This is a genomic window from Corynebacterium sp. KPL3927, from assembly GCF_040225835.1.
Classification (GTDB): domain Bacteria; phylum Actinomycetota; class Actinomycetes; order Mycobacteriales; family Mycobacteriaceae; genus Corynebacterium.
The window spans coordinates 1-25,926 of sequence record NZ_JBEHGD010000028.1; the positions used below are offsets into that span (position 1 = coordinate 1).

At 58.0% G+C, this 25,926-nt stretch carries 22 protein-coding genes, 4 tRNA genes and 1 pseudogene; 26 read left to right on the forward strand and 1 reads right to left on the reverse strand.

All coding sequences use genetic code 11. From position 1 onward, the window contains the following. The first annotated feature begins 1 nt into the window (after position 1). From ABRP86_RS10500 to ABRP86_RS10560, 13 genes are all read left to right on the forward strand, one after another. Positions 2 to 77 (forward strand) — tRNA-Gly (locus tag ABRP86_RS10500). 30 nt (positions 78 to 107) lie between these two features. After that, positions 108 to 178, forward strand: a tRNA-Cys gene (locus ABRP86_RS10505). 24 nt (positions 179 to 202) lie between these two features. Then, positions 203 to 274: transfer RNA gene (locus ABRP86_RS10510), tRNA-Val, on the forward strand. Between the two features lie 43 nt (positions 275 to 317). Beyond that, positions 318 to 393, forward strand: a tRNA-Gly gene (locus tag ABRP86_RS10515). Between the two features lie 223 nt (positions 394 to 616). Further along, positions 617 to 1,189: a copper resistance CopC family protein gene (locus ABRP86_RS10520; protein ID WP_039885991.1), complete on the forward strand. Its 573-nt coding sequence runs from the start codon at positions 617 to 619 to the stop codon at positions 1,187 to 1,189. Next, positions 1,189 to 1,830: a copper chaperone PCu(A)C gene (locus ABRP86_RS10525; protein WP_349864214.1), complete on the forward strand. Its 642-nt coding sequence runs from the start codon at positions 1,189 to 1,191 to the stop codon at positions 1,828 to 1,830. Before ABRP86_RS10520 ends, ABRP86_RS10525 begins: the two co-directional genes overlap by 1 nt. Before the next feature lie 2 nt (positions 1,831 to 1,832). Beyond that, positions 1,833 to 3,062 (forward strand): Dyp-type peroxidase, encoded by a 1,230-nt coding sequence (locus ABRP86_RS10530; RefSeq protein ID WP_349864216.1) that lies wholly within the window; start codon positions 1,833 to 1,835, stop codon positions 3,060 to 3,062. Positions 3,063 to 3,139: 77 nt separating this feature from the next. Then, entirely contained in the window at positions 3,140 to 5,203 is a 2,064-nt protein-coding gene (gene thrS, locus ABRP86_RS10535) for a threonine--tRNA ligase (protein WP_349864219.1), read from the forward strand. Further along, complete coding sequence (locus ABRP86_RS10540) at positions 5,190 to 5,759, forward strand: HIT family protein (RefSeq protein ID WP_349864221.1); 570 nt, start codon at positions 5,190 to 5,192, stop codon at positions 5,757 to 5,759. The genes thrS and ABRP86_RS10540 overlap by 14 nt, the downstream gene beginning before the upstream one ends. Then, the gene (pgsA, locus tag ABRP86_RS10545) at positions 5,752 to 6,360 is read left to right on the forward strand and encodes a phosphatidylinositol phosphate synthase (protein ID WP_349864223.1); all 609 of its coding nucleotides are present in this window, start codon (positions 5,752 to 5,754) and stop codon (positions 6,358 to 6,360) included. The genes ABRP86_RS10540 and pgsA overlap by 8 nt, the downstream gene beginning before the upstream one ends. Before the next feature lie 84 nt (positions 6,361 to 6,444). Continuing rightward, complete coding sequence (locus ABRP86_RS10550; protein WP_349864225.1) at positions 6,445 to 7,347, forward strand: phosphatidylinositol mannoside acyltransferase; 903 nt, start codon at positions 6,445 to 6,447, stop codon at positions 7,345 to 7,347. Further along, the gene (locus ABRP86_RS10555; protein WP_023022603.1) at positions 7,347 to 8,450 is read left to right on the forward strand and encodes a glycosyltransferase family 4 protein; all 1,104 of its coding nucleotides are present in this window, start codon (positions 7,347 to 7,349) and stop codon (positions 8,448 to 8,450) included. The genes ABRP86_RS10550 and ABRP86_RS10555 overlap by 1 nt, the downstream gene beginning before the upstream one ends. After that, entirely contained in the window at positions 8,450 to 8,911 is a 462-nt protein-coding gene (locus ABRP86_RS10560) for a hypothetical protein (protein WP_349853797.1), read from the forward strand. The genes ABRP86_RS10555 and ABRP86_RS10560 overlap by 1 nt, the downstream gene beginning before the upstream one ends. A gap of 4 nt (positions 8,912 to 8,915) precedes the next feature. Here ABRP86_RS10560 and ABRP86_RS10565 read toward each other — a convergent pair whose 3' ends face one another. Continuing rightward, positions 8,916 to 10,298, reverse strand: a complete 1,383-nt coding sequence (locus ABRP86_RS10565; RefSeq protein ID WP_349864227.1) for a DUF2029 domain-containing protein — start codon at positions 10,296 to 10,298, stop codon at positions 8,916 to 8,918. Between the two features lie 143 nt (positions 10,299 to 10,441). On the opposite strand from ABRP86_RS10565, the gene ABRP86_RS10570 reads away from it, so the two are divergent. The 13 genes and pseudogenes from ABRP86_RS10570 to ABRP86_RS10630 form a co-directional block, all read left to right on the forward strand. Next, positions 10,442 to 11,320 carry an acyl-CoA thioesterase gene (locus ABRP86_RS10570; protein ID WP_349864228.1) on the forward strand — a complete coding sequence of 293 codons (879 nt, stop codon included), beginning with the start codon at positions 10,442 to 10,444 and terminating at the stop codon, positions 11,318 to 11,320. Positions 11,321 to 11,412: 92 nt separating this feature from the next. Continuing rightward, positions 11,413 to 12,168: a YebC/PmpR family DNA-binding transcriptional regulator gene (locus tag ABRP86_RS10575; protein WP_023022595.1), complete on the forward strand. Its 756-nt coding sequence runs from the start codon at positions 11,413 to 11,415 to the stop codon at positions 12,166 to 12,168. A 193-nt stretch (positions 12,169 to 12,361) separates the two neighbouring features. Next, positions 12,362 to 12,934: a crossover junction endodeoxyribonuclease RuvC gene (ruvC, locus tag ABRP86_RS10580; protein ID WP_005283305.1), complete on the forward strand. Its 573-nt coding sequence runs from the start codon at positions 12,362 to 12,364 to the stop codon at positions 12,932 to 12,934. Between the two features lie 80 nt (positions 12,935 to 13,014). Then, positions 13,015 to 13,623: a Holliday junction branch migration protein RuvA gene (gene ruvA / locus ABRP86_RS10585; RefSeq protein WP_349864231.1), complete on the forward strand. Its 609-nt coding sequence runs from the start codon at positions 13,015 to 13,017 to the stop codon at positions 13,621 to 13,623. Positions 13,624 to 13,659: 36 nt separating this feature from the next. Continuing rightward, a complete protein-coding gene (ruvB, locus tag ABRP86_RS10590) occupies positions 13,660 to 14,739 on the forward strand; it encodes a Holliday junction branch migration DNA helicase RuvB (RefSeq protein ID WP_023022590.1) in 1,080 nt (359 codons plus the stop codon). Between the two features lie 89 nt (positions 14,740 to 14,828). Further along, positions 14,829 to 15,203, forward strand: coding sequence for a preprotein translocase subunit YajC (gene yajC, locus ABRP86_RS10595; RefSeq protein WP_023022588.1), 375 nt, complete (start codon positions 14,829 to 14,831; stop codon positions 15,201 to 15,203). 278 nt (positions 15,204 to 15,481) lie between these two features. Then, positions 15,482 to 17,365: a protein translocase subunit SecD gene (gene secD / locus ABRP86_RS10600; RefSeq protein WP_349864234.1), complete on the forward strand. Its 1,884-nt coding sequence runs from the start codon at positions 15,482 to 15,484 to the stop codon at positions 17,363 to 17,365. A 2-nt stretch (positions 17,366 to 17,367) separates the two neighbouring features. Continuing rightward, the gene (gene secF, locus ABRP86_RS10605; protein WP_349864236.1) at positions 17,368 to 18,540 is read left to right on the forward strand and encodes a protein translocase subunit SecF; all 1,173 of its coding nucleotides are present in this window, start codon (positions 17,368 to 17,370) and stop codon (positions 18,538 to 18,540) included. Positions 18,541 to 18,612: 72 nt separating this feature from the next. Beyond that, positions 18,613 to 20,388 (forward strand): ABC transporter substrate-binding protein, encoded by a 1,776-nt coding sequence (locus ABRP86_RS10610; RefSeq protein ID WP_349864239.1) that lies wholly within the window; start codon positions 18,613 to 18,615, stop codon positions 20,386 to 20,388. Positions 20,389 to 20,438: 50 nt separating this feature from the next. Further along, positions 20,439 to 20,984 carry an adenine phosphoribosyltransferase gene (locus tag ABRP86_RS10615; protein ID WP_239268264.1) on the forward strand — a complete coding sequence of 182 codons (546 nt, stop codon included), beginning with the start codon at positions 20,439 to 20,441 and terminating at the stop codon, positions 20,982 to 20,984. A gap of 85 nt (positions 20,985 to 21,069) precedes the next feature. After that, positions 21,070 to 23,364: a RelA/SpoT family protein gene (locus ABRP86_RS10620; RefSeq protein WP_349864242.1), complete on the forward strand. Its 2,295-nt coding sequence runs from the start codon at positions 21,070 to 21,072 to the stop codon at positions 23,362 to 23,364. A gap of 186 nt (positions 23,365 to 23,550) precedes the next feature. Then, entirely contained in the window at positions 23,551 to 25,635 is a 2,085-nt protein-coding gene (locus tag ABRP86_RS10625; RefSeq protein WP_349864244.1) for a bifunctional metallophosphatase/5'-nucleotidase, read from the forward strand. 109 nt (positions 25,636 to 25,744) lie between these two features. Next, a pseudogene (locus ABRP86_RS10630) lies at positions 25,745 to 25,926 on the forward strand (hypothetical protein); the annotation flags it as partial.

The window sequence follows — 25,926 nt, forward strand, 5'->3', positions numbered from 1 at the left end:
TGCGGATGTAGCGCAGTTGGTAGCGCATCACCTTGCCAAGGTGAGGGTCGCGAGTTCGAGTCTCGTCATCCGCTCCAGCACTGTATTGTGTGAGGCGGTATCGCCACGGTGGAATGGCCGAGTGGTGAGGCAACGGTCTGCAAAACCGTGCACACGGGTTCGATTCCCGTTTCCACCTCAACTTAATGCCTTTGGGCATTGGGCGCGATTAGCTCAGTGGGAGAGCGCTTCCCTGACACGGAAGAGGTCACTGGTTCAATCCCAGTATCGCGCACGAGGGTCACCTGATGACCCTTGGTGAATCTTTTGATTTACCTGCGGATGTAGCGCAGTTGGTAGCGCATCACCTTGCCAAGGTGAGGGTCGCGAGTTCGAGTCTCGTCATCCGCTCCATTCAAGCCGCCTTGTCACCAAGGCGGCTTTTTTGTATCTGGCACACCCCACTCTTCTGAAGTGATGGAGATCGCAGACTTTTTCGCTTCGGTGCGGAACTATAGAGATACTGTTACCGACTATTGAAGAGACACACTGATGACCACGATTGTCACCAAGCCATTCGGTGGGATTAGGATGTCTTTGCATGCACACGCAAAATTCAGAACTGAAGGAGCTGAAAATGAGCCATCGCGTACCTTGGTTGCGTCGCACGGCAATGGCAGTGGGAGCTGCCGCGCTTATCGCCGGCGGATCCGCACCCGTAGCACTGGCGCACGATTCCGTCGTGGGCGGAACCGTAAAGGAGGGCGACCAGCTCGAGGAGTTTCCTGAGGAAATCACCTTGGAGTTCTCCGGCATTCCAAAGGACCAGTTCAACACCTTTGCGGTAACCAATAAGGACACTGGGGAACAGATCTTTAGCCAGGAGCCGGAGCTAGATGATCGCGATCTGACGATCACGACTCCAGATGATGTCGACCCCGGCCCAGGTAACTACCAGGTGGGCTACAACATCACCTCCTCGGACGGACACGCCACACGCGGTGGCGTCTCATTTACGGTGAAAGGTGAGGACAGCGATGGTGCTTCTTCCACCGATGCTGCAGATGCAGATGGAGCTGCAGATTCTTCGAGCGATATGCCCACCTCGGTGAAAATCATTCTGGGAGTGGGCGGTGTGCTGGCCATAGCGGCCGTTCTGGCTTTGTTGATCGCAAAAACCCGTCGAAACGACTCGAAAGGTCACAAATAATGACTAAGAAAATTTCCCGCCTGATTGCCGGCGTATCCCTCAGCGCCGTGGTTCTTGCCGGTTGCTCCCCAGATAACGAGAACGATTCCAGCAACTCGGACTCGACTTCAGCTGCATCTTCGACTGCAGAAGCCAGCGAATCCACTGCGGCAGCGGATAAGGACCTAACCTTCGAGGACGCTGTTGTCCGCGCGAACGAAGACAAGGACATGACCGCCATCTTTGGCACCTTGGTCAACCACTCGGATAAAGACATCGAGATCACCGGTTTCTCCACGAACCTGGACGCAGAGATGAACCAGATTCACGAGACCGTCGATGGCCAGATGCGAGAAAAGTCCAGCCCCTTGGTCATCAAGGCCGGCGAGAGCCACGAGCTTGCGCCGGGTGGCGATCACTTCATGTTGATGGGCATGAAGGAAGGCATCATGCCGGGCGATTCCCTTGAACTCACGCTGACCCTGTCTGACGGCGAGGAGCTTGACTTGGGCGCCATCCAGGCTCGCACCATGGGTGCCGGCGATGAGGACTACGGCGACATGGACGGCATGGACCACGGTCACGCGGGCCACGATCACTCCGATCATGCAGGCCACGACCACTCCGGCAACGACGACGAGAAAGAAAACCACACGCACTAATCATGACGGGATTCAGCAGAAGGGGATTTCTCACCGGCGCTGCAGTGTCTACCAGCGCCATTGCGCTGGTGGGATGCAACGCGGATAAATCAACACCACACGCTGAAGCGGAGGAACACAACACCCCGCTTGCCGATGCCACCGTGGCTTTCGACGGCCCACACCAGGCCGGCATTGACACGCCGGAGCAAGCACACCTGAACTTGGTGGGCTTTAACCTCAAAGGGGGCATCGGCAAGCAGGGCTTTGCCCGCCTGATGAAGCTGTGGACCGAGGATGCGCGTGCGCTGTGTAAGGGCAAGCCCCCGTTGGGGACCTTGGAGCCGGAAATGGTGCGCCAGCCGGCGAATCTCACCATTACGTGTGGGTTGGGTGAACACATTTTCTCGCTGCTGGGCGTGGATAAGCCGGAGTGGCTTGGCGATGTCCGCGCCTATTCCCGCGACCAATTAGAAGACAAGTGGGGCCAAACTGACATCGTCCTGCAGATTTGCAGCGATGACCCCCTGATGAATACCTACGCCCTGCGGCACTTGGTGCGCTCAGGCGAGCATTTTGCCGAAGTTAGCTGGCTGCAGCAGGGCTTTATCAATGCCTACGGCAGCCACGAAAAGGGCGAGACCGCGCGCAATATGTTTGGTCAAAAGGATGGCACCGTCAACCCGCACGGCGATGAAGAATTCGCGGAGCAGGTCTGGATCGAGGACGGACCAGAGTGGCAGCGGGGTGGTGCGGCCATGGTGGTGCGCCGCATCCGCATGAACCTCGATACCTGGGAAAAGCTGGATCGGCCTTCCCGCGAAAATGCGGTGGGCCGCAAGCTGGAAAATGGGGCTCCGCTTACGGGTGATAAGGAATTCGATGAGGCGGACTTTAAGGCCACGGATGAATTCGGCCTGCCCGTCATTGATAAAAGCTCCCACATGGCGCGCGCCACTGCGCCAAAGGACCACCCGGAGCAAAAGATTTTGCGCCGCCCCTATAACTACGAATTGCCGCCGGATGGCAAGGATGGCCAACTATCCAATATTGGCCAAATCTTCATCTGCTACCAGCAGGATCCCACCAAGCAATTCGAACCCATCCAGGCGCGGCTTGATGAGGCGGACCTGCTGAATGAGTGGCTCACCCACATCGGTTCGGCGATGTATTTCTGCCCGCCGGGAACCAAAGGCGGCGATGGTAAAGAAACGTGGTGGGCGGAATCGCTTTGCACGCATGCTGGCCTGTAGAATGACGATCCGTAAATTTAACTAGTGGATGCGGCCAGGTATGCCGTATCTGCGCGAGCGCAAAAAGGAGCGCGAATATGGCGGAACTTATTCCCGCAGCACCGGTAAATTACGAATCCTTCACCGTGCCGGCCGGGCAAGCGGTTGGCGCGGTCCTCCGCGAGCTGGCCCTGCCTAATAAGGGCCCAGAGGCCGTCGTGGTAGTCCGCGGCGTGGACGGTACTCTTTTTGACCTCTCGCACACCCCAGATGAGGAATCGACGTTTGTCCCGGTAGCCGCCTGTGAGGAAGATGGCCGCGCCGTCATTCGCCACTCCTGCGCCCACGTCATGGCCCAGGCCGTGCAGGCCGAGTTCCCCGGTACCAAGCTGGGAATTGGCCCGTCCATTGAAAACGGCTTCTATTTCGATTTCCAGACCGCTGAGCCCTTCACCCCGGAGGATCTCACGGCCTTGGAAAAGCGGATGAAGAAGATTATTAAGGACGGCCAGCGCTTCGAGCGCCACACCTATGCGTCCACGGCAGAGGCGGAACAGGCCTTGCAGGATGAGCCCTTCAAGCTGGAGCTTATCCAGGACAAAGGTAATGTGGACCCAGACTCCGACGAGGCCGCCGAGGTGGGTGCCGGCGATCTGACGCACTATGACAACGTGAACCCGCGCACCAACGAGGTGGAATGGTTCGACCTGTGCCGCGGCCCGCACGTTCCCACCACGAAATACATCCCGGCCTTTGCCCTGACTCGGTCGTCCGCCGCCTACTGGCGCGGCGACCAGGCTAACGCTGGCCTGCAGCGCATCTACGGCACCGCCTTCGAGTCCAAGGACGCATTGGCCGCCTACCAGACCATGGTGGAAGAGGCAGAAAAGCGCGATCACCGCCGCCTGGGCCAAGAATTAGATCTCTTCTCCTTCCCGGATGAGATTGGTTCCGGTTTCCCCGTATTCCACCCCAATGGCGCGACCGTACGCATGGAGATGGAAAACCACTCCCGCAACCGCCACGTGCAGGCGGGCTACTCCTTTGTCAATACCCCGCACATCACCAAGGGCGACCTCTTCCGTAAATCCGGCCACCTTGATTTCTACTCCGATGGCATGTTCCCGCCGATGCAGCTCGATGGCGAGTATGACGCCGAGGGAAATACGGTCAAGGAGCCGCAGGACTACTACGCCAAGCCGATGAACTGCCCGATGCACAACCTGATCTTTGCATCCCGCGGCCGTTCCTACCGTGAGCTTCCGCTGCGCCTTTTTGAATTCGGTACGGTCTACCGCTACGAAAAGTCCGGCGTGGTGCATGGCCTGACCCGTGCGCGCGGCTTTACCCAGGACGATGCCCACATTTACTGCACCGAAGAGCAGCTGGAAGAAGAGCTTACCCAGGTTCTGGACTTCATCATTTCGCTGCTTGAGGATTACGGCCTCTCCGATTTCTACTTGGAGCTTTCCACCAAGGACCCCAACAAATTTGTCGGCTCCGATGAGATTTGGGAGCGCTCGACCACGATCTTGCAGTCCGTGGCAGAAAAGTCCGGTCTTGAGCTCGTTCCTGACCCTGAGGGTGCGGCGTTCTACGGGCCAAAGATTTCCGTCCAAGCCCGCGATGCCATTGGACGTACCTGGCAGATGTCCACGGTGCAGCTGGACTTCAACCTGCCCGAGCGCTTTGAGCTGGAGTACACGGCCTCCGATGGCACGAAGAAGCGCCCGATCATGATTCACCGGGCCCTCTTCGGCTCCATCGAGCGCTTCTTCGGTGTGCTCCTTGAGCACTACGCGGGCGCGTTTCCAGCGTGGTTGGCACCGCACCAGGTCATGGGCATTCCGGTAGCCGATGACTTCGTCCCGCATCTGGAAGACGTTGCCGCCAAGCTGCGCGTCAAGGGCATTCGCGCGGACGTGGATACCTCCGATGACCGCATGCAGAAGAAGATCCGCAACCACACGACGGGCAAGGTGCCCTTCATGTTGGTCGCCGGTGCTCGCGATGTGGAAGCCGGTGCGGTGTCCTTCCGCTTCTTGGATGGCACGCAGGTCAACGGCGTGCCCGTCGATGAGGCCGTTGAGCTCATTTCCACGTGGGTGGCAGAGCGCATTAACGAACAGCCGACAGAAGAGCTCATTCGTGCCCGGCGCTAATCCGCAAAAGGGACATAGCGAGGAGACATTCGTCGATACCGGTGCCGGTGAGCCGGACCGGTTGGAGCGACTGTGGGCGCCGTACCGGATGGCCTATATCGCGCAGCGGTCCGAGGAGCCCTTCGTGGAAGCGCCCAAGGGTAGCGATGAGGATGGGCTGATCATCGCGCGCGGCAAGACGGTATATGCGCTGCTCAACCTGTTCCCCTATAACGCCGGCCACCTCATGGTGGTGCCATACCGCAAGGAATCCGAGCTGGAAAACCTCACCGAGGAGGAATCCCACGAGCTCATGGCCTTTGCCCAAAAGGCCGTGCGGGTGCTCAAGCGTGTATCACAGCCAGAGGCCATTAATGTGGGCTTTAACTTGGGGCGCGCGTCCGGCGGCTCGGTGGGAGACCACCTGCATTTGCATGTGGTGCCAAGGTGGCCCGGGGATAGTAACTTTATGACTGTCCTCGATGGGACTAAGGTATTACCGCAACTACTGCAAGACACCCGTCGTGTCTTGGCAGAGGGGTGGCGTGACATGGAAGAGGAGGACTCGCGTGCTTAGCGTGCATGGGCGAAAGCCCGCCGCCGTGGTGGTGGAACCTATAGCCAAGACCTTTTTAAAGTTGGGGCTAACACCCAACGTGGTCACGGTTGTAGGCACGATTGTGACCATCGCTATTTCGGTGATCCTCATTCCTACCGGCCACCTCTTTATCGCCGCCGTACTATCCGGCCTCTTCGCCGCCTTTGACATGCTCGATGGCACCATGGCCCGCCTGACCGGCAAATCGAGCGCTTTCGGCGCCACGCTGGATGCGAGCTGTGACCGCATTACCGATGGCGCGTTATTCTGCGCCATCGCCTGGTGGCTGGTGTATACCGCAGACGCGTCCAAATGGACCGTGGTGGCCTGCCTCATTACCTTGGTATGCTCCCAGGTCATTTCCTATATCAAGGCTAGGGGAGAGGCCTCCGGTTTCACCATGGTAGGTGGCCTGATTGAGCGTCCCGAGCGCCTCATTCTGGCCTTAGGCGGAATCGGCCTAGAGGGCTTGGGCGTAGAGTACGCCGCAGCGGTATCGCTGTGGATCTTGGCGGTAGGCTCAATATTTACCGTGTACCAGCGCATTGCCATTGCAGCGCGCCAAGACGCCGAGATGTAAATCAAGCGAACATGGGCGCAGCGGGGGCTATCGTTCCGGCTAGTTCGTGGTTTGCGCACAAACTATTCTGGAGGATCCGGCACCATGTGGGATAAAGAAGATGTAGCAGCGGCCGGGTATTTGGCGGGCTGGAAGGTAGTTCGCCGGCTGCCCGTGCCCCTAGCGCGCACCATCTTCCGGTGGGTGGCGGATTTCGCGAGCGACCACGGGCGGGGCATGGACGGCCTGCGGCGAAACCTTACCCGCGTGGTGGGGGCAGAAAATGTCACGCGCGAATTGGTGCGCGATTCCATGCGTTCATATATGCGCTATTGGATGGAGGCGTTTCGCCTGCCCGCGATTCACGCGGATCCCCAGCTGCACGAGCGCCTCATGAGCGGACTAGAAGGACTCGAGCACTTCGACGCCTCCGCGCAGTCTGGACGGGGCGTCATCCTGGCGCTGCCGCACTCCGGCAACTGGGATATGGCTGGGGTCTTCTTGGTGGGACATTACGGGCAATTTACCACCGTGGCGGAGCGGTTAAAGCCGGAGGTGTTATTTGATGCCTTCGTGGATTACCGCGAGGAACTGGGGTTTGAGGTCCTGCCGCTTACCGGTGGGGCGGCCACGCCCTTTGCGCGCCTGAAGGAAGCCCTGCAGGAGGGCGGGGTGGTCTGCTTATTGGCGGAACGCGATATTACCCGCCGCGGTATCACGGTAGATTTCATGGGCGAGGAAGCCAATATGGCGGCAGGTCCCGCACAGCTAGCCATTGAGACCGGCGCGGCACTCCACGTGGTGCACTCGTGGTTTGAAGGCGATGGCTGGGGGTTGTCGGTGTCTCCAGAAGTTCAGGTTACCGATATTAAGGAGACCACCCAGCGGATGGCGGATGGGTTTGCGGCTAATATCCAGCACCACCCCGAAGACTGGCACATGCTGCAGCCGCAATGGAACGAGGACGTGGAGCGGCGCCGGCAAGCGCGAAAGGAACGTTCCAGTTAATGCGCATCGGTATTATTTGCCCGTATTCTTTTGATGAACCTGGTGGCGTGCAGGCCCACATCCTCGACCTGGCCACCGTTTTTATAGAACAAGGTCACTTTGTCCAGGTCCTTGGTCCTGCCGCAGAGACCACACCGCTACCGGATTTCGTGGTCAAGGGCGGCCCGGCCTTCCCGATTGCGTATAACGGCTCCGTTGCGCGCTTGTCGGTGGGGCCAAAGGTAACCCGCAAGGTCAAGCGCTTCATTCAGGACGGTGATTTTGATGTCCTGCATATCCACGAGCCCAATTCCCCGAGTTTTTCCATGACCGCCTTGGCCGTGGCGCACGGCCCCATGGTGGCGACGTACCACGCCTCGGCGGCCAATTCCCTCATCCTGACCCTGGCAAAGCCGCTCCTCGTGCCCTTTTTGGAAAAGATTCGCGGCGGCATCGCGGTATCGGATATGGCGCGGCGCTGGCAGGTGGAGCAATTGGGCGGCGATCCTGTCCTGATTCCCAATGGCGTCGATACCTCCGTCTACGCTTTAGCGCGCAAGAAAAGCCAGCCCGCGCTTGCCGATGCCCCACTCGAGGTCGTTTTTCTCGGCCGCCTCGACGAGCCGCGGAAGGGCCTGGATATTCTGTTGGCCGCTTTGCGTCAGGTCAACACGAATATTCGCGTCACCATTATGGGTGGCGGCCGTGCCCGCGAGGTCGAGGGCGTGGATTTTGTCGGGCGCGTCAGCGACGCAGAAAAGGCACAAATCTTGGGCCGGGCCGATGTCTACGTGGCGCCCAATACGGGCGGGGAAAGCTTTGGCATCGTGTTGGTAGAAGCCATGGCCGCCGGTGCCGCCGTCGTGGCTTCGGATCTGGAGGCCTTTCGGGCGGTCTGCAACGCGGAATCGGAAGAGCCTGCGGGAGCGCTATTCCGCACTGGCAATGCCACCGATTTGGCACGTGTGCTCAACCAAGTTTTGGATGATGGCGACTACCGGCGGCGATTGGTGCGCAATGGCGTGCAGCGCGCCCAGATGTATGACTGGGACCATGTTGCCGCGGCGGTCATGCAGGTTTATGAAACGGTGCAAGATGGCACGAAGGTGAGGGTGAAGCGATGATGGCGATAGAAATAACCATCGCGCTGCTTATTCTCATTCTTGTGGGATCGTGGGCCATTTTCACAGCGCAGCGGCTAAATTTCCTGCACATCCGCACCGATGCTGCGCTGGCGCAGCTGCAGGCTGCGCTGGACCGGCGCGCGGCGGTAACGGCGGCGGTCTCCCCGGATCTTGCGGCGTTGGCGCAAAAGGCCGAATCAACGGAGCTTTCGCATGGGCATTTTCAAGCCCGCACCATGGTAGAGCGCGAGCTTTCGGCCGCCATTGTGCGCGATTTTCCGGTAGGCCAGCGCCCGGCCGCCTTGGCGGATGCGGAAGGCCGCATCCAATTGGCGCATCGCTTCTATAACGAGGCAGTTAGCGATACGCGCGCGCTGCGCCTGCGGCCCGCAGTGCGCTTCTTCCACCTCGGCGGAACCGCTAAATTACCGGAGTACTTCGACTACATGCTGGCGGATTAAGAATTTAGCTGCGGGGTGTCTGCGTAGTGGCATCGGTGCTCGCTTCAGACTCGGTAGGGGCGTCGGAGCCAGGCACGTTAATTCGCCCCGTATTCGGCGAGGACGCGTTCTCTGCGCCGGCTTCCGCGCTCGTTTCCGAGCCGCCTGCTGCCACGATGGCCTTTTCTATGCGGCGGGACAGGCTTACCTCAAGGATGAACCATATAAGTGCAAAGAGCACCGCTACGAGGATGAGCACGTTGCGGGCGACGAGTACGTAGACCGGAGTCAGGTTTTCGCCCACGTACTTCCACACGAAGTCATAGTGGAACGGGTAGACGTAGGTGCCAAGCGCGGCGGCTGCAACTGCACATACAGCGAGGAGGCCCTGACAGATCTTGATGGGTATAAACCCGGCGGGGAGCTTTTGGCGTACTACCACAGCGAATAGCGGTCCGAGCCAAATGATGTACTGGGGAGAAAATACTTTATTGGTTGCTATGAGGAGCAGCACCATAAGGGTGAAGAAGGCGACGGTGGTTCGCGCGGTCCACCCTCCGGCGAAGAAACGGTACAGCGCCCAGCTCAAGGCGAATACCAGCATCCCGGCCGTCGCGATGGAGCTCCACATGATGGCGGTATCGACGCCCGGACCTGAAATTTCAAAGCTCTTGGACGGGGCATATCCCAAATGCCACTTACCTGGGTTCAGGTGTGCCTGTAACAGCAGGTTTGTCGCCGGAATGGATTCAAGTTGGAGTCCGCGTACCCCCTGATAGTTCAGTGGGGAAAGCAGACGGTCCATGCCGGAGGTGACAACTGTCAATGCTGAAAGGGCGGCAACCGAGCCGAAAAAGGACGCCAAGCGCAGCCAGGAATTGGTGCTATTAAAGCGCCCGACCAGTCCAGCTGCGAGGACGCCTGGCCAGAGCTTCATGGTGGTGGCGAAGCCTAATAGGGCGGCGCCGGTCTTGGGATGAGAAATAAGGAGCGCTGCGGCCCCAGCGACGACGACGGCAGGAAAAATATCGAGGCGCCACACAAAGACATGGCCTGCAGCCGTGCCAAAAAAGACCCAGAACCAACCGGCGAGAAAAACGCGCTTATTGCGTTCGTGGTGGCGCAGCAGGAGGGCGAGGAAGGTGGCATCGACAAGCAGCGTCATGATGGTAAAGCCAATGTAGAACACGCCGCGGTCTCCACCGGTGAACCAACTTAAGATGATGGTGGGCCACGTGCCCGCGTGGGGGTATTCGGTCATCTGCGTGGGATCAGTGCCAAAAAGGCCGGCGAAATAATAGGCAACATCGCCGCGTGCGCTGTGGTCGAGCTTCAAAAAATAGACCAAAACCAAGCGGGCGAGAACCCAGCCCACCCATACCGCAGGAACTGTCGCGAATCTTTTCACCCAAAAGATTCTAGGGAAAAATTTGGTCGTTGAGTAGTTCGAATCAGGTTTCTCGTCACCGGGGTTGGGCTGCCCCGGGGAGTAGGGTGGCAAGGCAGACGAAGACTTACGTGATGTAGCGCATAGTAGGCGCACAAGAAAGGATGACTGTGGGCACCATTTCTGAGGTTTTGGCATTAGAAGGCACCCAAGATACGGATGGCTTTTCTGGCCCAGCGATCCCCTCGCAGATTGAGCGCACCTTCGGCGGGCAAGTTGCCGCGCAGGCGCTTACCGCGGCGCAAAAGACGGTGGAGGGGAAGCAGGTGCATTCCCTCCACGGTTATTTCGTTGGCCCAGGTGATACGAAAAAGCCGCTGGAGCTGCAGGTAGAAAGGCTGCGCGATGGTCGTTCCTTTGCTAGCCGGCAGGTTCGGGTCATCCAGGATGGCCGCCTCGTCTTTATTATGCTGGCTAGTTTCCACCGCGAAGGTGATGCAGGACCCGAGCATCAGGACGTGGCACCGCAGGTATTAAGCCCCGATGAAGCCGCTCGCCGTGGCGGTGGGGCGCCGTATTCCACCCGGATTATTTTGAAGGAGTGGACCGATTGGGATATCCGTTTAGTGCCCGATGAGGGCCGCGATGATGCCGCCGCGGAGGTGACAGGTGCCGGATATCGCCATATTTGGTTCCGCAATACGGGCGAGCTTGGGAGTGACCCCGCTTTCCACCGCGCTGCCCTGACGTATATGTCTGATATGACCCTTATTCGGGCGGCGCTCATTCCGCACCAAGGGGATAAGGTGCAATTGGCAAGCCTTGACCATGCGGTGTGGTTTCTTCGCCCATTTCGCGTGGATGAGTGGTTGCTCTATGAGCAGGTATCGCCCACAGCGGCGCAAGGAACGGCCATCGCGCGCGGTAAATTATTCAATGAGCAGGGTGAACTCGTTGCATTGATCAATCAAGAAGGCTTGACTCGGTTCCTTGATGAAAACTTAGGAAGCGGTTCTGCGCACGGCAATTGGCATAACGTCTAGCGACGCGTCCGTATCATGGGGGCGCTTTTCCCAGTTCGTGCAGGGCACGTATAATTGTCAACAGATTTAGAACCCAATTAGAAAGGGACTTAATGTCAGGCCACTCAAAATGGGCAACTACCAAGCACAAGAAGGCTGCCAATGACGCTAAGCGCGGCAAGGAATTTGCCAAGCTCATTAAGAACATTGAAGTGGCGGCGCGAACCGGCGGTGGTGATCCTGCGGCCAACCCAACGCTCGATGACATGATTAAGAAGGCCAAAAAGGCCTCCGTCCCCAATGACAACATCGAACGCGCCCGCAAGCGCGGCTCTGGTGAAGAAGCCGGTGGTGCCGACTGGGAGACCATCATGTACGAGGGTTATGGCCCCAACGGTGTCGCAATGCTGATTGAATGCTTGACCGATAACCGCAACCGCGCGGCTACCGATGTCCGCACCGCGATGAGCAAGAATGGCGGTAACCTGGGCGAATCCGGCTCGGTTGCTTATATGTTCTCCCGCACCGGTTATGTCTTGGTGGAAAAGGGTGAGCTGAGTGAGGATGATGTCTTGATGGCAGTCCTCGATGCTGGCGCTGAAGAGGTTAAAGACCAGGGCGAGAAATTTGAGATCATCTGCGCCCCCACGGATGTGCAGGCCGTCAAGGAGGCCCTCAAGGAAGCAGACATCGAGGTTGATGACTCCGATAACGATTTCCGTGCCTCCGTCGAGGTTCCTCTCGAGGCCAATGACGCCAAGAAGATCTTCCGCCTCATCGATGTTTTGGAAGAATCCGACGACGTCCAGAACGTATATACCAATATGGACCTCTCCGATGAGGTGCTAGCAGAACTCAACGCAGAGTAAGAATACTGCACATATTGGAGGCACTAGCTCGGTGGCGGCTCTTCGCGCATGCGGAGATTCCGGTGCCGAGCTTTGTTGTGTTTTTATTGGGACAGCCTAAAAGTTGCGCCGTGTTGTAGAACATGTGTGTGTAAGACATAATGGGGAATTAAGACTAGGAACGACGAGGCCGCGGAACAGGGAGTGGGCGGGTGTGAATATCGAAGGCATGCGCGTGATGGGCATCGACCCTGGGCTAACTCGCTGTGGCCTGTCCGTAGTTCAAGCTGGCCGCGGGCGCGCAATTCTTCCTGTCTCCGTTGGCGTGGTGCGGACCCCGAGTGATAAAGATTTGACCGAGCGGCTCCTGCGGCTGTCCGTTGCGGCTAAGGAATGGATGGACGATTATTCGCCCGACGTGGTTGCTATAGAGCGCGTCTTCGAACGCGGCCAGGTCTCGACCGTCATGCAGACTGCGCACGTCGTAGGAGTCCTCGTGCTCGCGGCTGCCGAGCGGGATATTCCGGTGTATATGTACACACCGTCCGAAGTAAAAAAGGCCATTTCTGGCAATGGGCGCGCAGATAAGAAACAAATGACGACGATGATTACTCGTATCTTGGGGCTTACGGAGCCGCCCAAGCCGGCGGACGCAGCGGACGCATTGGCGCTGGCTGTCTGCCATTGCTGGCGGGCGCCAGCGATCGTCAGGATGGATAGTACTGGTTTAGGGCTTGGCGCAAAGACCAGTGGTGTCCGCGGGCGGGGGAAGGGTGTTCAGCCTTAGCTCGCCACACCCCACAGGTTAAGTTTGTTCATTATTAGGTCATGTTGAAAGCGCACACAGGTAGGAAGGCACGGTAGAAAATGATTGCGGCATTGCGGGGAGAAGTCCTCCACATTGGTTTAGACCACGGCGTTATTGAATGCGGCGGGGTGGGCTATAAGTTCTTGGCTACCGCAAAGACGTTGGGAACCCTGCGCCGCGGAGAAACCGCCTTTGTGCTTACTACCTTGGTGGTCAAGGAAGATGCGTTAACCCTATACGGCTTTACCAGCGATGACGACCGCGAGATGTTTCAGGTGCTGCAATCCGTGTCCGGCTTGGGGCCCAAACTCGCCCTAGCTGCGTTGTCCGTCATGGGCGCAGAAGAGCTTGCCGCAGCCATTGGCGGGGAGGATGTGAAGGCGCTGCAGTCTATTCCGGGCGTCGGCAAGCGGATGGCCCAACGCCTTACCCTGGAGCTAAAAGATAAGGTAAAGCGCTTTGCTGGAGCTCCAACGGCTGATGCGGCGCCGGCGGCAGCAAGCGGCGGTGGCCCAGTTGTCGATAGTGTCACCGAAGCCCTCCTGGGCCTAGGATTTACTGAGAAGGCGGCCCGCCCCGCGGTGGAGGCGGCATATGCCGAAGCCCCTGCGGCGGATACGTCAACCTTGCTGCGCGCGGCCCTAGCCCAGTTGGGTAAGCAGGGCTAAAAGAACACGACGTCAAGAAGACACGAAGGCTACAGCATGTCCGATATTGAGCGCACCGAGTTCAACCTCCCGGAGGGAATGAATGAGGCGCACGATTCACAGCACAATAGTGATGTGGAAGCCACCGCTCACGCCGAAGAACACGATATCGAGCGCTCCCTGCGCCCGAAATCCCTGACGGAGTTTATTGGGCAGCCAAAGGTCAGGGAGCAGCTTTCCCTCGTGCTTACGGGCGCTAAGAACCGCGGGGTCACCCCGGACCATGTCCTGTTATCGGGGCCGCCCGGCCTGGGTAAGACTACGATGGCCATGATCATTTCGCAGGAACTTGGGACGTCGCTGCGCATGACCTCGGGCCCAGCGCTGGAACGAGCGGGAGACCTCGCGGCGATGCTTTCGAACCTCATGGAAGGCGACGTGCTTTTCATCGATGAGATCCACCGCATCGCCCGGCCCGCCGAAGAGATGCTCTATATGGCCATGGAAGATTTCCGCATCGATGTGATTGTGGGAAAAGGGCCGGGTGCTACCTCGATCCCGTTGGAGATCCCGCCGTTTACCTTGGTCGGGGCTACAACGCGAGCAGGAATGTTGACGGGACCGCTGCGGGATCGCTTCGGCTTTACCGCCCAAATGGAGTACTACAGCACCGAGGATCTCACCCATGTGATCAAACGTGCGGCACATATCTTGGACGTCGCCATCGACGATGATGCCGCCGTAGAAATTGGCTCGCGTTCGCGCGGCACCCCGCGCATTGCTAACCGCTTACTGCGCCGCGTTCGCGACTATGCGGAGGTCAATGGAACCGGGCGCATCGATCTTTCCGCCGCGCAGGGGGCGTTGGAGGTATTCGATGTTGATGAAATGGGGCTGGACCGGCTGGACCGCGCCGTCCTCAGTGCCCTGATCAATGGCCACGGCGGCGGGCCGGTGGGTGTTAATACCTTGGCCATCGCCGTTGGCGAGGAACCCTCCACCGTGGAGGAGGTGTGTGAGCCATACTTGGTTCGCGCCGGCATGATTTCGCGCACTGGGCGGGGCAGGGTAGCCACCGCAGCCGCATGGCAGCACCTGGGCCTGACGCCTCCGGATGGGGCAATTGGGCTGTTTTAAGGGCCCATGTGCACCTCGCTGGTGGGGTCCATGGGATGGAACTAGCCGATGGTTTTTGTGAACCAAACAGTCTGGCATACTGGAAAGTTATGGAAATCATCTTTCTCATAATCATTGTCATTTTGTTCATCATTCCTTCCTTTATGGCGATGCGTAAGCAACGCCAGCGCCAAAACGACATGCAATCGCTGCAAAATTCCCTGCAGAATGGGGACCGCATCGTGACCGCCGGCGGTGTCCACGGTGTGGTGCGCGGAACCACCGATACCAGTGTGGACCTCGAGGTTTCCCCGGGAGTTACCCTTACCTTTGACAAGATGGCGGTTGTTCGCACCGAAAGCGAAGCCCAGAAACTTAACCGCGGTAGTGCAGACAAAGCTGGAGAGCCGCAGCGAGACAACGGCGAGAACAATAATGATGAGGGACTCAATGGTGGGGAAGGCGAGCAGTCCTCCGACCGCTAATTCCTCGTTATCGCCCGTGCTCTCAACGAAGGCAGGCGCGGGCGTACCTTGTGCACACGGCTAGTGTTCTATGAGCCTGCAATTGGCTTAAGAGAAACGTAGAACCTGACACATTTTCGCTGAATCGCGGACCCCGTTAAGGAAAATGTTATTCCATGACGTACGATTGTGCGTTGTTAACGTGCCCGCGCCGAATCGGGCGGGCCGTATTTAATGTCTAATCACCCTGGTTTGCAGTGCACAGGAGAATATCGTTGTCCGCATCATCTCGAGGCGCTATGAAAAATAGCAACCGCCAATGGCCCAAACGCGCCCTTGCGCTTTTTGGGCTTATCGTGGTCGTTATCTATGCGCTGGTCTTTTTCACCGGAAACCGCCAAGCCACCCCAAAGCTAGGCATCGACCTGCAGGGCGGCACCCGCGTTACCTTGGCCCCACAAGGTGAAGACCCCACCCAGGACCAGCTACGGCAGGCGCGCAATATTTTGGAACAGCGCGTCAATGGCATGGGTGTGTCAGGTTCCGAGGTCGTCATCAACGGAAATACCCTCGTCATCACAGTACCGGGCGAAGATGCCTCGCAGGCCCAGGCAGTGGGGCAGACCTCACAGCTTTACTTCCGTCCAGTGGCGCAACCCTCCGCGCCGGATATGGAAAAGCTCGACAAAGAGCTAGAGGACATGGCTAACCGCTGGGTCAAATATGGCGTCCTAGAGAAGGACGAGGCCAACAAGAAAATGGAAGACGTCACCAAGGCCGTCGCCCAACAACAAGCGCAGGCTGAGGGTAAGGAACCGAAGGACGTCAAGGCTCCGAAGGTTTCCGCGAAGCCTCTGGACGAGCCTTCTAACTCCATCGAGCAGACCGAGCGCCGCGATGAAATCACCGAGATGTTGTTAAAGGACCGCCAATCGGACGATCCGACAACGCAAGCAGCGGCCTCTTCGCTCCTTACTTGTCAGGGCTCCTCTGACCCACTGGCTGGTGCGGATGATCCGTCCAAGCCTTTTGTTACCTGTGACTATGACAGCGGCACTCCCTATGTGTTGGAGCCAGCTCCGTTGCTCAATGGCGTTAAGGATGAAGACGGTACCCGTTTGACGGGTAATGAGATTGATACCAATTCCCCGATCAACGGTGGCCTCAACCCGCAGTCTGGTCAGATGGAGATCAGCTTCTCCTTTAAGACTGGCGATGGCCCGAACGGTTCCCAGACTTGGGCTGACCTCACGCGGGACCACCTGAACGATCAGATTGCCATCACCCTTGACTCGGGTGTTATTTCGGCGCCGGTCATCCAGGGTGCTACCCCGTACGGTTCCGCTACCTCCATTAACGGTGATTTTAGCCAAGAAGAAGCCAATAACCTGGCCAATAACCTGCGCTACGGTGCCTTGCCGCTGTCCTTTGCCGGCGAAAACGGCGAGCCCGGTGGCACGGTGGAGTCCATTCCTCCGACACTGGGTAAGGCTGCGCTAGAAGCTGGCCTGTGGGCTGGCTTGGCAGGCTTGATTTTGGTCATCCTTTACTCGCTGTACTACTTCCGAGCGCTCAGTGGTGTGTCCGTCATCTTCTTGCTTGGCTCCGGCCTGCTAACCTACGGCGCCATTGTGTTGCTGGGGCGTTGGATTGGTTACTCACTCGACCTTTCCGGTATCGCAGGTTTGGTCATTGGTGTCGGTGCGACCGCGGACTCGTTCGTGGTCTACTACGAGCGCATTAAGGACGAGCTCTTAGAAGGTAGAACCTTTAGGTCCGCTACGCGGAAGGCCTGGGAGCGCTCGCGCAGTACCATCGTGACCGGTAACGCGGTGACGTTGATTGGTTCTGTCATCGTCTACTTCCTCGCCATCGGTGAGGTGAAGGGCTTCGCGTTTACCTTGGGTCTGACCACGATCTTCGACTTGGTCGTCTCCTTCTTGGTTATGGCGCCGGTGATGCAGATCATCGGCCGCCGCCCAGCGGCCGCCAAGCCATCGATGAACGGTTTGGGCGGAATTTATGCGCTAATTGAAGAGCGGCGAGAACGCGGCTATTACGGAGATTCCCGTTCTGCCGCTTCCGCGCAGCGGGAGCGCTCTACTGAAAATTCGGCATCCGTTGGCGCCGATTCGTCTGAGAGTTCTTCGCCCTCAGCAGCTGCGGAAGATGAGGAGAAATAATCATGGCCGTATCGACTAAAAATAAGATTTCGCGTTTAGATCGCCTTTATGAAGACGAGCGTGGCTATGACTTCATTGGCCACACCAAACGGTGGTACGGGATTACCGCCGCGCTCCTCGTCGGTGCCATCGTCGCCATCTTGATTCGTGGATTTACGCTCTCCCTCGACTTTGAGGGAGGCACCACCTTGTCCATGCCCGCTGGGGACTTGAAAGAAGATGAAGTAGCGACCGTCTTCGAGGACTCCACTGGCGTTGAACCGGAGCAAGTGCGCATCGTTGGTGCCGGTGATGCTGAGACGCTGGAAATCACCTCTGAGCGCTTGAGCCAAGAAGAAGTAGACAGTGCCCGGTCTGCTATCTACGAGGAATTCCAACCGAAGGATGAAAACGGGGAGGCCACCCCGGACGCCATCGGTTCTTCCACCGTGTCCGAATCGTGGGGTTCCTCGATTACGCAGCGCATGATCCTTGCTATGGTCGTATTCCTCGTTGCAGCGACTATCTATGTGGCGGTACGCTTGCAAAAGATTATGGCGTTTGCCGCCATTTTGGCGCTTATTATTGATGGCATCGTCATCGCCGGTATCTACGCGCTCTTCGGATTTGAAGTTTCTCCCGCCGTCATCATCGGTTTGCTCACCGTCCTGACCTTCTCCATCTATGACTCCGTCATCGTCTTTGACAAGGTCAATGAGAATACGGCGGGGCTGGAAGGCCAACGTTCTAAGACCTATGGGGAACTCGCCAACTTGGCGATTAACCAGACGGTCATGCGTTCCATTTCCACCTCCATCATCTCCGCGCTGCCTATTATCGCGTTGTTCGTCATCGCCGTATGGCTTATGGGCATCGGTACGTTGCGCGATTTGGCGCTGATCCAGCTCATCGGCGTCATCGAGGGTATTTTCTCCTCGATTTTCTTGGCTACCCCATTGGTGGTGACGTTTGCTAATTGGACTAAGCGCGTCAAGCAGCACACGCAGCGTGTGCTGGATTACCGCGCGGGTAAGTCTGAGGACGGTGAACCGGCGGACGCGGGTTCTGCAAAGCGCAAGGTGGTTACGCCTTCCGATGTCGGGGCCAAGACGCACAAGGAAGTGGCAGAAGAACAAACTGATCACGGCAGCAGTGCCTCCGGCCATACAGGTGCTACGTGGCGCCCGGGCCGCTAAATGCCCTTGAACACGGCATAATCAGGCAGAGTAAGGCTTGGTCTTTTTAGGAGAAAAGGGGTTGTGCGTACCGTGGAACGCAGATTAGGCACCACACGGTGGTGGGGGCGCCGTCCCAAAATCACGGCGGTTGCAGCAGGGCTTTCCGCCCTGGCGCTGGTAGCGGCCTCGTGCAGTAGTGAGGAATCTGAGGGCGGTGACCAGGCCTCGCCCGCCGATCCGGAGTCCTATAACTACCCCGGGTATATGGTTAACTCTCAGCTGACCACGACGAATGCGGGCACCGCCTTCGGCAGCACCACCTCAGCGGCCCAACTTTCGGCGCGGCTTTATCCCGGTCTTTTTGTGCCGGGCCCCTCCGGACAGCTCATTCCCAATGCGGATTTGGTAGAGACCGAAGAGCTTCCGCCGGCAGCAGATAGCGACCAGGAAAGCGTGCGTTTGACGCTTGCTGATGACGCCACGTTCTCCGATGGTGCGCCCGTCACCTGCGATGATTACCTGCTTGCCTATACGGCTGGCACGCACCCGGTTGAATTTGCCTCGCATATGCCGCTAATGAATGACATCGCGGATATCGAGTGCGCACCGCAGAGCAAGGCTTTTACGCTGACTTTCCAGAAAGACCAGGGACATCGGTGGCGCCAAATGTTTGGCCCTGGCACCGTTATGCCTGCGCATGCGCTTGCGCAGAAGACGGACATGAGCATGGAGGATCTCAACGCGGCCCTGCATGCAGGAGACATGGCGGCGCTGCAGCCAGTAGCGGAATTGTGGCGCTATGGTTTTTCTACAGCCAAGGATGACTTTGACCCACAGCTGCAGGTGTCCTACGGCCCATTTACCGCGGATAAGATTGGTGATTCCGGCGAGGTCTTCTTAAAAGCCAATGAGCAGTATCGCGGCGACAAACCTGCCTTGGATCGCCTTGTCATATGGCCGGGTACTGCCAACGCACAGGAACTTGCGGATAAGGGCGTTCTCAAGGTGGCAGATTCCGCCACCGCGGCGCCCGATTGGCTTTCAGGGAACGCGGTTAAGGACGCAGAATCCGAGGAAGGCAACGACGCCTCAGAATCCACAAACGGATCTGGCTCGAATAAAGAAAGCGACTCCAATGCGGAGGGCTCCGCGGGCACAGAGAATGCCGAGTTTGAGACGATCACCAAGGTGGGCCTGCAAACCGATACGTTGACGCTGTCGCAGGCCGGGATTTTTGCGGAGCCTTCTGCTAGAAAGGCATTTGCTGCTTGCGTCGACCAAGCGGCGTTAGCACAAAAGAGCTCCGAAATATCTGGTGTCGATGTTCCCCCGGCTTATGTGCGCACCGTCTCTGTCCAAGATCCGGTGGCCCAAACGCTAGGCTCGGTGGCGAAGGACCACGAGGGAACGGACATGGCTGCGGCCGGCCAGTTGAACGGGTCCACCATCAGGGTGGGCTACGTTGGCCCGGATAAGCGCTATCAGGCGATGGTTGATGCGCTGCGCGCCTCCTGCGAGCCGGCGGGGATTACCATCGAGGATGCTGCGGCGGAGAACCTATCGCAGTTTTATCTCAACCCTGATCCGGAATCGGGGCAGCCAACCATTGATGCCTTCTTGGGCCCAGTCGATCCGCTGACCGAGTACTCCGCCGCTGATTCCAGTATTAAAAATTCCGTTCAGCTCAAGGAGCAGGAAGAGCAGCTGTGGGAGAGTGTTCCCTCCATTCCAGTCGCTGCGCAGCCGCGCGCGTTTATCGTTCACCGCGACGTGGAGGGTGTCCTGCCGTACACTGGCGTCTCGGGCATCGGCTGGAATATGGATCGTTGGCACGTGCCGGCAGAAGAACCTGTGGAAAAGGCCTAGGCCTTTTCGCTTTTAAATTTATTCTCGCTATTTTATTCTCAAGGAAGATGATGACTTCTCACTATGAATCAGCAGCACAAGCTTTGCGCGACAAGGTGCGCCTTGTGCAGGACTTTCCAGAAGAAGGAATTCTTTTTGAAGACCTCACACCGGTACTAGCCGATCCTGAGGCATTTCGGGCCGTTGTTGATGGCCTCGCGGCCGCCTGCGAGGAGCTGGGCGCGGATCTCATTGGCGGCCTGGATGCCCGCGGATTCTTGTTGGGCTCTGCCGTGGCGTACAAGCTGGGCTTGGGTATTTTGGCTATCCGCAAGAAGGGCAAGCTTCCGCCGCCGGTATATACCGAAGAATATGAGCTGGAATATGGCTCGGCTGCATTGGAGATCCCAGCCAGCGGCGTCGATGTGAAGGGCAAGCGCGTGGTGCTTGTCGATGACGTCCTGGCCACCGGTGGCACCCTCCACGGCGCCAAGCTGCTGCTCGAGTCTGCAGGCGCCGAGGTCGCGGGCAACGTCGTGGTGCTAGAAGTTAAGGGTCTTAATGGACGCGAACGCTTATCGGGCCCGCCGCTCATTGTGCTGGATGACGCTGACTAAGATGGTGTGTCTAAGCTAGATCACACGATCTGGAAAGGCGCTGCAGCCAGCAGTACAGGCTGTGGCATTGTGAAGGGCGGTAGAGATGGCCACGGATAAGTCAGCAAAACGCCAGGCTAATAACGGGATGCGGAGCATGTCTGCCCGGCTTGCTCGGTCACTGACCGGCGGGCGGGTCAAGATTAACCCTGCGCTCGATCCCCTCATGTCCATTCACCGGAAATTCCACCCCAAAGCGGATGCGGAACTACTCAACGCTGCCTATAACACCGCAGAAAGGTTGCACGAGGGAGTATTCCGCAAGTCGGGCGAGCCGTATATTACGCACCCCCTGGCCGTAGCCACGATTGCCGCGGAAATTGGTATGGATACCACCACCATCGTTGCAGCGCTCCTACACGATACGGTGGAGGATACCGATTACACGCTTGAAGATCTGACCCGCGACTTTGGGCCAGAAGTCGCCCGGCTCGTTGATGGAGTGACCAAACTGGACAAGGTGGCCTTGGGTGCAGCGGCCGAGGCCGAGACCATCCGGAAGATGATCGTCGCCATGGCCAACGATCCGCGCGTGCTGGTCATCAAAGTCAGCGACCGTCTGCACAATATGCGCACCATGCGCTTTTTGCCGCCGGAAAAGCAAGCAAAGAAGGCGCGGCAGACGCTCGAGGTCATTGCCCCCTTGGCCCACCGGCTGGGCATGGCGAGCGTGAAATGGGAACTAGAGGATCTGTCTTTTGCCATCCTGTACCCCAAAAAGTATGACGAAATCGTCCGCATGGTGGCAGAGCGCGCGCCCTCGCGCGATCGCGCCTTGAAGGAAATCATCAATCAAGTCAGTGCCGCCTTAAAGGAAAATGGCATCGAGGCCGAAGTTATGGGGCGGCCGAAGCATTACTGGTCCATCTATCAAAAGATGGTCGTTCGCGGCCGCGAGTTCGCGGAGATCTTTGACCTGGTGGGCATCCGCGTATTGGTGGATGACATCAATAGCTGTTACGCAGCCATCGGCGTCGTGCACTCCATTTACCAGGCTCTGCCTGGCCGTTTTAAGGATTATATTTCCTCCCCGCGCTTTGGCGTCTACCAGTCTCTGCACACCACGGTGCTCGCGGACGGCGGAGCAACCCTAGAGGTGCAGGTCCGCACTCACGAGATGCACTACAACGCCGAATTCGGCGTCGCCGCGCACTGGCGCTATAAGGAAACGAAGGGTAAGAATTCTGGGCACCAAGAAGAGGTGGACCAGATGGCTTGGATGCGCCAGCTGCTGGACTGGCAGAAGGAAGCAGCGGACCCCAATGAGTTCCTGGATTCCCTGCGCTATGACCTGACGGCGCGCCAGATTTTCGCTTTTACCCCAAAGGGTGATGTGGTGGATCTGCCAGCGGGTTCTACTCCGGTGGATTTTGCCTACGCCGTGCATACGGAGGTCGGCCACCGCTGCATTGGTGCCAAGGTCAACGGCAAATTGGTGGCGCTAGAATCACCGCTGAAATCTGGCGACAAGGTAGAAATTTTTACCTCCAAGGATCCCAACGCCGGCCCATCGCGCGATTGGCAGGAATTCTTGGTCTCCCCGCGTGCCAAGGCAAAGGTCCGCCAGTGGTTTGCCAAAGAAAGGCGTGAGGAGCACCTCGAAGCCGGGCGCGATGCCTTGGCCACTGAGGTGCAGCGCGGCGGCTTGCCGATGCACCGTCTGTTTACCGCCAGCTCCATGAAGCAGGTGGCAGAACAGCTGCACTATTCCGATGTCGATGCCCTGTACACCGCCATCGGCGCAGGACACGTCTCCGCACAACACGTGGCCAACCAATTGGTGGCCATGTTCGGCGATCGCGATGATGCCGTGGATGCGCTGGCTTCCCGAACCCCACTCTCGGAGCTCGAGCATTCTCGTGCGCAGCATACTAAGGACTCCGCATCCGGCACGGGCATCTTGGTGGAGGGAAGCCCCGATGTCATGGCTAAGCTTGCGAAGTGCTGCCAGCCGGTGCCCGGGGACGCCATTTTTGGTTTCGTCACCCGCGGCGGGGGAGTATCCGTGCACCGGGCCGACTGCGCCAACGCGGAAAAGCTCAAATCCGAACCGGAACGTATGTTGAAGGTCGAATGGTCCTCGGGTACCTCTTCTACCGGCGCCTTTTCCGCCACGCTGCAGCTTGAGGCATTGGACCGTCAGGGCCTGCTGTCTGAGCTGACCCGGGTATTAAGTGATCAGAACATCAATGTGTTGACGATGAATTCGAACCGCGGCGAGGATCAAATTGCCACGATGCGTTTTACCTTCTCCGTATCGGATACCAAACAGCTGGGCTCGTTGATGACCACGCTGCGCAATACCGAGGGCGTCTTTGACGTCTACCGCGTAACCGCGTAACCGCCTCATCACCTCGCCGCACGGTTGCTTGATAGAGGCAACGCGCGGGCTACGCACACGTGACGATTGAGTGAATTCTTGACGGAGGAAAGGTAAAAGCCCAATTCAAGGCGGATGTGCTTCCTGCAAGTTGGTTAAGAAAGCGATATAAATTACCTGAATACTTTCTACGACACAGGAGTAACTATGCAGTTCCGCCGCATTGGCCAGTTGGTGGCCGCTACTACCGCCACCGCCGTCGCGCTCTCCGGCACACACGCCCTAGCGCAGGAGAACACGACCACCATCTCGGTCACCAATATCACTGACCTGCACGGCCACTTGGAAGATGGCCTGAGTGACCCTGCTAAGGCGGGCGATGAGATTGGCGTGGCTCGCCTGCAATCGCTTATCAAGCAGATCAATGAAGGCCAAGAGTTCAACCTCACCTCTTCGGGCGATAACGTGGGCGGTTCTGCATACGTCTCAGCCATCTCTGATGACAAGTACACGCTAGAAGCGCTCAACGCCATGGGGATGAAGGCCACCGCAGTGGGCAACCACGAATTCGACAAGGGCACTGAGGACCTAACGGACCGTATCCAGCCCGCTTCTGACTATCCCATCCTCGGCGCCAATGTGTTAAAAGACGGCAAACCGCTTTTGGACGCCTCCCATGTGGAAGAAATCGACGGCGTAAAGGTCGGCTACGTCGGCACCGTCACCCAGAACACCAAGTTCAAGGTATCTGCGGCAAAGATTCCGGGCGTCACTTTTACCGATCCAGTCGAGGCAACGAATAAGGAGGCCACCCGCTTGAAGGAAAGCGGTGAGGCAGATGTCGTGGTTTCCCTCTTCCACGAAGACGCGGAGGAATACGCAGAAGGCTTCAACAAAGACGTCGATATCCTCTTTGGAGGCGATACCCACCAGACCACCCAGGGGACGCAAGAGCGCGACGGCGCGCTGCCACTGCAGTGGGCGCAAGGCTATGAGTACGGCAAGCTGCTGAACGATGCCGATATCACCTTCGACAAGGCCGCGGGCAAGGTAAAGAAGATTGAGCTCAAGCAGTACGATGCGACTGATGCGGCGCAGGTAGAGCCGGATGCTGAGATTGCGGGCATCGTCAAGAAGGCACAAGACGAAGCCGAGGTAGAAGGCTCGAAGAGCGCTGGCACAGTCGAAACCGACTTGTTCCGCGGTTCCGATGAGGGGCAAAAGCCAGGCTCCAACCGCGGTGTCGAGTCCACCCTGAATAACTTCATCGCGGAAGGGCAGCGTTATGCCATGAGCAAGCAGGTGGGCGAGGACATCGACCTCGGCGTAATGAATGCCGGCGGAGTACGCGCCGATTTGCAGGGCGGCGATGTCACATACAAGGACATTTTTGAGGTCCAGCCGTTTGGTAACTCCGTTATTACCGCGAAGGTCTCCGGCAAGGACTTCATCACCGCTTTAGAAAACCAGTGGCAAGATGGAAGCAGTCGGCCGCGTCTAGCCATGGGGCTGTCCAATAACGTCCAGGTGGTCTATGACCACAAGGCCTCCCACGGTGAGCGCGTCAAGGCTGTGACCGTTAATGGCGAGCCCCTCGATCCGAACAAGGATTATTCCATCGCGCTTTCATCTTTCCTCGCCTCCAGCGACAGCGAAAAGGGTGGCGATGGCTACTTTGAGGCAGGCTCCATCAAGGACAAAACCGATGTGGGATACATGGATGCCCAGGCCATGATCGACTACATCGCCTCCGGTGAGTCTGAGGTCCGCAAGGGGCAGGGCCAGATCGGCGCCCACATCGATGGTGATATTGCCCCGGGCAAAGAAATCACCGTCGATCTGTCCAGCTTGAATTACACCAGCGAGGGCGAGCCCATGGCCAAGACCGTTACGGTGAAGCTTGGTGATGAGGAAGCAACCGCCGATATCGATAATTCCAAACAGGAAGGCGATGACCAATTTGGCGAGCGCGGACGTGCGCAGGTAAAACTGACCGTTCCAGAAGGCCTGACGGGCTCCCAAAACTTAGAAATCACCACCGATGCAGGCACGCAAGCGATCTTGCCTGTGGAAGTGGACGAAGCCGGCGGTGACGAGGCCGGCTCCCAAGAGCATGGCTCAGAGGATGAAGACTCCTCGAAGCTCCCGCAAGGCTCGTCCATTGGCGGCGCAGCCCTTGCCATCGTGGCTGCACTAGCGGCAGGAATCGCCTTTATTGGTCTGAACCCCCAGGTGCTGCCGGCACCACTGCGGTCCATTTTTGATGACCTGCGCAAGACCTTTCACATCTAATTAGGGACCCAAATCCTGTGGATACGCGAAAAGCGCTTTTCCTCGCTTAAAGGGGGAAAAGCGCTTATTTTTCTGTGCTGTGTTGTGCATCCTAGTAACCTCAAAAGCCGTGGATATCTTTGAACGGTTTTTACGTGAGGCTACTTTTCAACTAGGAATCGAGCTACATCGAGTTCCTGTTGTCATGTTGTCTACATTAGGCATCTATCTCGCCTTGGGCCCGAACCCCGGAAAGTGGACACGGGGATTTAATCAAGATGCGATAGTAAGTGTAGCTGATCCGGCGGCTTC

What these genes read in the sequence shown, in the direction of transcription:
- ABRP86_RS10520 (WP_039885991.1), top strand. Translation starts at nt 617, where the DNA reads ATGAGCCATCGCGTACCTTGGTTGCGTCGCACGGCAATGGCAGTGGGA.
- yajC (WP_023022588.1), top strand. Translation starts at nt 14,829, where the DNA reads ATGGAAATCATCTTTCTCATAATCATTGTCATTTTGTTCATCATTCCT.
- ABRP86_RS10615 (WP_239268264.1), top strand. Translation starts at nt 20,439, where the DNA reads ATGACTTCTCACTATGAATCAGCAGCACAAGCTTTGCGCGACAAGGTG.
- thrS (WP_349864219.1), top strand. Translation starts at nt 3,140, where the DNA reads ATGGCGGAACTTATTCCCGCAGCACCGGTAAATTACGAATCCTTCACC.
- ABRP86_RS10560 (WP_349853797.1), top strand. Translation starts at nt 8,450, where the DNA reads ATGGCGATAGAAATAACCATCGCGCTGCTTATTCTCATTCTTGTGGGA.
- secF (WP_349864236.1), top strand. Translation starts at nt 17,368, where the DNA reads ATGGCCGTATCGACTAAAAATAAGATTTCGCGTTTAGATCGCCTTTAT.
- secD (WP_349864234.1), top strand. Translation starts at nt 15,482, where the DNA reads ATGAAAAATAGCAACCGCCAATGGCCCAAACGCGCCCTTGCGCTTTTT.
- ABRP86_RS10625 (WP_349864244.1), top strand. Translation starts at nt 23,551, where the DNA reads ATGCAGTTCCGCCGCATTGGCCAGTTGGTGGCCGCTACTACCGCCACC.
- ABRP86_RS10555 (WP_023022603.1), top strand. Translation starts at nt 7,347, where the DNA reads ATGCGCATCGGTATTATTTGCCCGTATTCTTTTGATGAACCTGGTGGC.
- ABRP86_RS10530 (WP_349864216.1), top strand. Translation starts at nt 1,833, where the DNA reads ATGACGGGATTCAGCAGAAGGGGATTTCTCACCGGCGCTGCAGTGTCT.
- ruvB (WP_023022590.1), top strand. Translation starts at nt 13,660, where the DNA reads ATGTCCGATATTGAGCGCACCGAGTTCAACCTCCCGGAGGGAATGAAT.
- ruvA (WP_349864231.1), top strand. Translation starts at nt 13,015, where the DNA reads ATGATTGCGGCATTGCGGGGAGAAGTCCTCCACATTGGTTTAGACCAC.
- ABRP86_RS10575 (WP_023022595.1), top strand. Translation starts at nt 11,413, where the DNA reads ATGTCAGGCCACTCAAAATGGGCAACTACCAAGCACAAGAAGGCTGCC.
- ABRP86_RS10570 (WP_349864228.1), top strand. Translation starts at nt 10,442, where the DNA reads ATGACTGTGGGCACCATTTCTGAGGTTTTGGCATTAGAAGGCACCCAA.
- ABRP86_RS10525 (WP_349864214.1), top strand. Translation starts at nt 1,189, where the DNA reads ATGACTAAGAAAATTTCCCGCCTGATTGCCGGCGTATCCCTCAGCGCC.
- ABRP86_RS10550 (WP_349864225.1), top strand. Translation starts at nt 6,445, where the DNA reads ATGTGGGATAAAGAAGATGTAGCAGCGGCCGGGTATTTGGCGGGCTGG.
- ABRP86_RS10620 (WP_349864242.1), top strand. Translation starts at nt 21,070, where the DNA reads ATGGCCACGGATAAGTCAGCAAAACGCCAGGCTAATAACGGGATGCGG.